The organism is Thermodesulfovibrionales bacterium, from assembly GCA_035622735.1.
Lineage (GTDB): Bacteria > Nitrospirota > Thermodesulfovibrionia > Thermodesulfovibrionales > UBA9159 > DASPUT01.
Window position 1 is genome coordinate 1 of record DASPUT010000210.1, and the last position, 7,019, is coordinate 7,019.

Annotated in this window: 7 protein-coding genes; 6 read left to right on the plus strand and 1 reads right to left on the minus strand. The window is 50.0% G+C overall.

Annotated elements, in window-relative coordinates; genetic code table 11:
• Positions 1 to 775: 775 nt before the first annotated feature.
• The 6 genes from VEI96_11235 to VEI96_11260 all read left to right on the plus strand — a co-directional run bounded on the left by VEI96_11235 (position 776) and on the right by VEI96_11260 (position 6,561).
• Positions 776 to 1,447 (plus strand): acetyltransferase, encoded by a 672-nt coding sequence (locus tag VEI96_11235; protein HXX58565.1) that lies wholly within the window; start codon positions 776 to 778, stop codon positions 1,445 to 1,447.
• A 206-nt stretch (positions 1,448 to 1,653) separates the two neighbouring features.
• Complete coding sequence (gene rfbF / locus VEI96_11240; GenBank protein ID HXX58566.1) at positions 1,654 to 2,451, plus strand: glucose-1-phosphate cytidylyltransferase; 798 nt, start codon at positions 1,654 to 1,656, stop codon at positions 2,449 to 2,451.
• Positions 2,448 to 3,752, plus strand: coding sequence for a class I SAM-dependent methyltransferase (locus VEI96_11245; GenBank protein HXX58567.1), 1,305 nt, complete (start codon positions 2,448 to 2,450; stop codon positions 3,750 to 3,752). The genes rfbF and VEI96_11245 overlap by 4 nt, the downstream gene beginning before the upstream one ends.
• A gap of 6 nt (positions 3,753 to 3,758) precedes the next feature.
• Positions 3,759 to 4,748: an NAD(P)-dependent oxidoreductase gene (locus tag VEI96_11250; GenBank protein HXX58568.1), complete on the plus strand. Its 990-nt coding sequence runs from the start codon at positions 3,759 to 3,761 to the stop codon at positions 4,746 to 4,748.
• Complete coding sequence (locus tag VEI96_11255) at positions 4,745 to 5,536, plus strand: glycosyltransferase family 2 protein (GenBank protein HXX58569.1); 792 nt, start codon at positions 4,745 to 4,747, stop codon at positions 5,534 to 5,536. The genes VEI96_11250 and VEI96_11255 overlap by 4 nt, the downstream gene beginning before the upstream one ends.
• Positions 5,537 to 5,577: 41 nt before the next feature.
• Positions 5,578 to 6,561, plus strand: a complete 984-nt coding sequence (locus VEI96_11260) for a GDP-mannose 4,6-dehydratase (GenBank protein ID HXX58570.1) — start codon at positions 5,578 to 5,580, stop codon at positions 6,559 to 6,561.
• 200 nt (positions 6,562 to 6,761) lie between these two features.
• Here VEI96_11260 and VEI96_11265 read toward each other — a convergent pair.
• A partial coding sequence (locus VEI96_11265; GenBank protein ID HXX58571.1) for a hypothetical protein occupies positions 6,762 to 7,019 on the minus strand: 258 nt, incomplete at its 5' end.

Here is a 7,019-nt window from a genome sequence, read left to right on the forward strand (position 1 = left end):
TTCGCTCATTAACCTCGCGTCTGTGACAAAAGAATACAGGTTCGGTTTCCGGATGTACCTATCGTCAATTGCAGCTTCTTGAAAGTATCATTATGTCGGTGGAAGCGATACAACGCATGTCTCAAGCATCATTTTACTCTCTTGAGCCCTCCCAGATAGCATGTTACTCCCGGTATTTCGTGCGAGAAAACCCGAACTCTTTTCTGGCCGATCTGTCTCAGCCATAACGTCGGTATCGTAAAGGCAAGCATGCTTCGGGGCGAACTCCTCGTCCGCAAACAGAAGGGTCTTGTGTGGGCTTCTGGATGAAAGATGCCAAGTGGCTTTTGCCACTCCTGCGCGGATTTCTTCAGGCATTTGAGAGTGTATCAAGATTTGCACAGTGAGATGTAGTCGGTGAAGCTGAGAGGCAACAGTACTTCCAGAAAGCCGCATTTCTGATATGCTTGCATCAGATGTGTCTGACTCGTGTCGGTTCGAGTTCGGCCTCCGGCACCAAAATAAACAGAGTTCGCAGCGAATCACACTGCTCTTAGTCATCAGCAGCCGCGAATTTGTGGTGTGCTCCTGCCGATGATCATTGCTTTCCTCTTCTCTCGTTTTTCGCGTTGTGGTATATTTAGTCCATGCAGCGCCAAAGCGGCTGTTCCGATAATCACCGTGATGCATTCAGGAAGGATTAAGGCAATCGAGCTTATCCTCCCTTGGCAATAGAAGAGAATCCTTGAGAGCGCGAACGCCGGACTATCCGGAGAAATAGATAGAAGAGGTTTGTATGAAGAATATTTTACTCTTTGGCGGCGGACTTCATGCAAGTTGCTGCATTGATATTATGCAGAAAGAAGGCAAATACAATATTATAGGAATTTCGGATTCCATTCATGATATCGGAACGGAATTGTTTGGGTATACAGTGGTTGGAAGACAAGAACAACTGAAAGAATTAGTTGTAAAATATAGCGTGGACGGTGGGATTATTACGATTGGCGATAATTGGTCACGAAAGATAGTATATGATTGCATCAAGAATATAATTCCGGATTTTAGATTCGTAAATGCAATTCATCCATCAACGATAATCGGAACGAACGTTCAATTAGGTGTCGGGATTGTGACTATGGCCGGCTCTATTATTAATCCCGATAGCATTGTCGGCGATTTTTGTTTTTTGGCAACGGGTGCACAGTTAGAGCATAATTGTAGAATGGGGGATTTTTCGAGTATTTCGTGTGGTTCCATTACGGGCGGAAAAGTTACTATAGGGAAGTACTCGGCGATCACTCTAGGAGTAACCGTTATGGATAGATTGAATATTGGAGAGAATACCGTTGTCGGTGCAGGTTCATTAGTCACCAAGGATTTGCCCGATAATGTGCTTGCATATGGAAACCCTGCGAAGATTATGAGAAAGCGAAAACCTGGCGAAAATTTCCTTAAGTCAAGATAGATTGAAATTTCAAGGTCTATATGTGAAAGGTATCAAACAGGCTTCGGAATTAGATAAGGACTTTGTAGTGTATACGGCGCAGAGTAAATCGGAAGGTGAGGCTTTTGCACCCGGTGACTGCGCTGTTCATCACCGTTGAGAACAAAGATGATACGATACGAGAGAGTGTTTATGGAGATCATGTGATGCGGGGAGAACTGTAGAGAATGAAGGCTATTGTTCTTGCGGGAGGATTCGGCACGCGGCTCTCAGAGGAAACGATGCATCGGCCGAAGCCGATGGTCGAAATCGGAGGGAAGCCTGTGTTATGGCATATCATGAATATTTATGCCGCCCACGGCATAAAGGAGTTTATCATAGCCCTCGGATACAAGGGAGAGTTCATCAAAGAATACTTCCTGAATTTCTATGCGTTTAACAACGACATTACTGTTGACCTTTCGGATGGCGGCACGATAATTCATGAAGGGCGACAGCGTGACTGGAAGGTCCATCTTGTCGATACCGGTCTCAATACGCAGACCGGCGGGCGAATGAAGCGCTTGGGAAAATGGATTGGAAGAGATGATGCGTTTATGATGACGTACGGTGACGGCGTTGCAGATATATCAATTCGTTCATTGCTCGAATATCACAAGAAGCACGGAAGGCTTGCGACCATAACCATGGTGCGGCCGACTGCCAGGTTCGGCAAGATCACCTGTGAAAACGAAAGGGTCATAGAGTTTAACGAAAAGCCGCAGACCGGGGAGGGATGGATCAACGGCGGATTTTTTGTCCTGAACCGCAAGGTCCTCGATTATATCGAGGATGATGATTCAGTCTGGGAGCATGGCCCGCTGGAAGAACTCGCCCGTGACGGCCAGTTGATGGGCTACCGGCACAATGGCTTCTGGTCACCCATGGATACCCTTCGAGAGAAGAAGTATCTCGAGGAACTCTGGGATTCGGGAAGGGCGCCGTGGAAGGTATGGAATGACGGCGAACGCCGGCGAATCAAATGAGATCAAAGGAAACAGTGAATCATCATCAGGCTGATTTGGAAATTACAATGAGCCGCGGCACTCACGGCATGAGAAGTCGCCGGTGCAGATTCTGTGGGAGCGGTTTGCATGTCACCTTTGTTGACCTCGGGGTTTCACCGCTCGCAAACTCCTTTCTCAGGGCAGACGAATTAGGCAGGATGGAAGCCTTTTATCCGCTCCATACCTATGTCTGCGAGCACTGCTTTTTGGTACAACTCGAGGCATTTCAGACTCCCGAGCACATGTTCGGCGATTATGTCTACTTTTCCTCATACTCTGATACGTGGCTCCGACATGCAGAGGAGTTCACGAATGAGATAATGGCGCGCTACGCATTGACCGGATCGAGTCAGGTGATCGAGATAGCGAGCAATGACGGCTATCTCCTCCAATATTTTCAGCAGCGGGGGGTCTCAGTCCTGGGAATCGAACCTGCCGCCAACGTTGCCGAAGCGGCCATCGGGAAAGGCATTCCGACGCTTGTCGAATTCTTCGGCGCGAAGACGGCAGAGAAACTCAGTTCTCAAGGAATAAAGGCTGACGTCCTCATAGGGAACAACGTCCTCGCTCATGTGCCCGATTTAAAGGATTTTGTTCTAGGCATGAAAGTCCTTTTGAAAGGTAACGGCGTAATTACGATCGAATTCCCGCATCTCATGAGACTCATCGAGGACAGCCAGTTTGATACCATTTACCATGAACACTTCTCTTACTTCTCATTTGGAACGGTTCTCAGAATCTTTTCAGATCAGGGTCTGACCGTATTCGACGTTGAGGAACTGAAAACCCACGGCGGCTCATTGAGAGTATATGCGAGACATACTGAGGATAAGACGAAGCCGGTCACCGGGGAGGTGAAAGCATTAGAGGCGCGGGAAGACAAGGCCGGTCTGACGAACCTTGAATATTACCGTTCATTTGGAGAAAAGGTGAAAGAGGCAAAGCGTGCCATCCTTGACGTTATGATCAAAATAAAGAGGGCAGGGAAAACCATTGTCGGTTATGGCGCTGCCGCTAAGGGCAACACGCTTCTTAATTATTGCGGTATACGGAGTGATTTTCTCGATTACGTCGTTGATCGCAACCCCCATAAGCAGGGAAAGTATCTCCCGGGAACCCGCGTCCCGATCCATCATCCGGACAAAATCAGAGAGACGAAGCCCGACATCCTCCTCATCATCCCGTGGAATCTGAGAGACGAGATTACGGAACAGATGTCCCACCTGCGTTCCTGGGGAGGTCGGTTCCTCGTACTGATCCCCGAAATAAGAGTCTTTTAACAGGCTATGAAAAAAGTATTGATTACCGGCGGAACGGGCTTCATCGGAAGGCACTGCATCCCCCTGCTCGTTGCCCGGGACTACGAAGTTCATGCCCTTTCCTCGAGGACATCGGGCGTTGAGGAGAGAAATGTACATTGGCACAGGGCCGATCTTTTTGAGAAAGGGCAGGTCTTCGATGTCTTGGCCAGGGTGAAGCCGACGCATCTGATTCATACCGCATGGTGTGTGACTCCCGGGAGTTACCAGAATTCCCCGGCGAACATAGAATGGGTCAAGGCGAGTCTGGATCTGGTTCAAGCCTTTGCAAGGCAGGGCGGCAGGAGGCTCGTGATTACCGGAAGTTGCGCAGAGTACGACTGGAGATTTGGCTACTGCTCGGAATCTCTGACCCCGATCGTTCCAAGAGACCTCTACGGAACGGCAAAGCACTCCCTGCAGCTTATGGTCAGCGCCTATTCAGCCAATGTTGGGTTAAGCGCCGCCTGGGCAAGAATCTTTTTTCTCTACGGACCCCATGAACACCCGAAGAGGATAGTACCGTCCGTAGTCCGTTCATTGTTGTCGGGCAGTCCGGCCCGCTGTTCAGAGGGCGATCAGATCCGGGATTATCTCTATGTGGGCGACGTTGCCGATGCGTTGGTTACCCTTCTCGATAGTAAAATCCAGGGCCCTCTCAATATCGGTTCCGGGTCGCCCGTTTCGATAAAAGAGATCGCATATACCATCGGCCATAAATTGAAGAGGTCCGACCTTATCGAACTCGGTGCTCTGCCTCTCTCTCCTGATGATCCGCCTCTCGTTGTTGCCAACACCTCACGGCTGAAAGAAGCACTCGGGTGGGAACCGACTTACGGTCTTAACCGCGGCATTGACCTGACCATAGAATGGTGGCGGGACAATATGTTCCGGTCGTCATCGGCGGTTGTTAAGGAGACGACAGAGTTTGAGAGCGTAAAAATGGAAGGCAGATCCTCTAAGGGGAAGGAGCGATGAACGGTAAGAATCCTGAGGTAACGCTTGTCATGCCTTGTTATAATGAGGAAGATTCGCTGCCGGTAACCGTTCCTGAATTGTGCGATGCCTTCGGTGCGGATGGCGTACGCCTCGAACTTGTGCTTGTTGATAATGGCTCAAGGGATAAAACGGGCGAGATTATCGACAGTCTCATCGCGGCAGGGTATCCGATCAGGAAGATGAGCCTCAGCCCGAATCAGGGGTATGGCGGCGGGGTTCTCGCCGGATTGAACGTCTGTGAGACTCCCGTTGTAGGCTACCTCTGTGCCGACGGCCAGGTCTCTGCTGAAGACACGCTGATCGCATACCGCCTCATAAAGGGGAGGGAAGACCGCGCGATAACCAAGGTGAGAAGAAAATTTCGCAAGGACAGCCTGAAAAGAAAAATCGTGTCTATCGTTTATAACGGATTGATGCAGGTTCTCTACGGCGGCCTCGGAGCTATTGATGTCAACGGAAATCCGAAGATCTTCTCGCTGAAGACATTAAAGGCTATGGAACTCTCTTCGCGGGACTGGTTCCTGGATCCGGAATTCATCATTAAGGCGAAGCACATGGGTCTGAGAATCATCGAGTTCGATGTGGAGGGTGTTGCGAGAAGAGGTGGAGCCTCAAACGTAAGAACGAGCACCTGCATCGAGTTTCTCAAAAACATTCTTCTCTATCGGTTCGGCAGCGCCCTGAAATCATGGAGACAGAGAATAACGGAAGCCGGCCCCTATGTCTGTCATGATGATTCTAAAGTCACGCGCTCTGTCAAACCATGATCACAACGGAATAGCTTTGCCGGCCCATGGATGAGGCGGTCATGAACGAGAATTTCTGGGAAGACAGACATGTATTTGTCACCGGCGCTACCGGTCTTCTCGGGTCTTGGATGGTAAAACGATTGCTCGAATCGGGAGCCGATATCACCTGTCTCGTTCGTGACTGGGTGCCGAAGAGCCATCTCGTGACTTCAGGGAACCTCGATAAGGTCAACATCGTTCGCGGGGAACTCGAAGACTATGAAACGGTTCTCCGGGCGATCAACGAATATGAAATAGATACCGTATTCCATCTCGGCGCGCAGACGATAGTCGGTACCGCGTCGCGCTCTGTCCTTTCGACGTTTGAGGCAAATATCAAAGGGACATGGAACCTGCTCGAAGCGTGCCGTGTCTGTTCAAAACTCGTAAGGCGGGTGATTATCGCCTCGAGTGATAAGGCTTACGGAGAACATAAGAATCTTCCCTACAAAGAGAGTACGCCGCTCCTGGGAAGATTCCCCTATGACGTATCGAAAGTCTGTGCGGATCTTCTCGGCTTCTCCTATTTTCATACCTATCAACTGCCCGTAGGCATCACCCGCTGCGGCAATCTCTATGGAGGCGGAGACCTGAACTTCAACCGTATCATTCCGGGAACGATTAAATCCGTGCTGCTCGGCCAAAGGCCGATAGTCCGCAGCGACGGAAAATTTGTTCGGGACTACTTTTACGTGGAGGATGCGGTAGAAGCCTATATGAAGTTTGCCGAGCAAATGAGTCACCAGCAGCTGTACGGGGAAGCGTATAACTTTGGGACGGAGACCCCGAAGACCGTTATCGATCTCGTGCGTCTCGTTCTCAAGCTCATGGATAGGGAAGATCTGGAGCCGGTAATACTCAATGAAGCGACACATGAAATAAGGGAGCAGTACCTTGATTGCGCGAAGGCGAAAGAAAAGCTTCATTGGGAGGCGGGATATCCCCTGGAACTCGGCCTCGGCAAGACTATCAAATGGTATCGAGAATACTTGGGTCGTAGTTGAACGATAGGGATACGTCTTTCCGGTAACTCACCTTTCATGTCCCGGTAAGTCTTTCCAATGCTACTTTCTTGTGCTCAAGAAGCTTAAGTTCGGACAGGCTATCCCGGTATGCTTTTAAGAATGAACTAGCTAACGAGTACGCAGTGAAATCTGAGGTTATTATTTACTCTGGAAACAGAATGAAGATCACACTGTCACGCTTAGGGGCTCGGCGTGGGAATCGATTCCGGACTCTTACGGTAGAGCGTGTAGTCTGTGGTCACGATCAGGGGGCTGAAGCCGTTTGCGGCCAGATACTTCATGATCGGATGGGAAGGAGGATACTGCATTCCCCACAAGCGGACCTGAACGGCGACGGTCGGCGGACAGCTCAGAACATGTGACACATCGGCCTGCGGCGTCAATATCGGGGGACTGCCCCAGACCGACTTCGCGGCAGGCCGCAGACTTGTGAAGAG

Coding starts and splice junctions, on each gene's coding strand:
- VEI96_11235 (HXX58565.1), top strand. CDS start 776: ATGAAGAATATTTTACTCTTTGGCGGCGGACTTCATGCAAGTTGCTGC.
- rfbF (HXX58566.1), top strand. CDS start 1,654: ATGAAGGCTATTGTTCTTGCGGGAGGATTCGGCACGCGGCTCTCAGAG.
- VEI96_11245 (HXX58567.1), top strand. CDS start 2,448: ATGAGATCAAAGGAAACAGTGAATCATCATCAGGCTGATTTGGAAATT.
- VEI96_11250 (HXX58568.1), top strand. CDS start 3,759: ATGAAAAAAGTATTGATTACCGGCGGAACGGGCTTCATCGGAAGGCAC.
- VEI96_11255 (HXX58569.1), top strand. CDS start 4,745: ATGAACGGTAAGAATCCTGAGGTAACGCTTGTCATGCCTTGTTATAAT.
- VEI96_11260 (HXX58570.1), top strand. CDS start 5,578: ATGAACGAGAATTTCTGGGAAGACAGACATGTATTTGTCACCGGCGCT.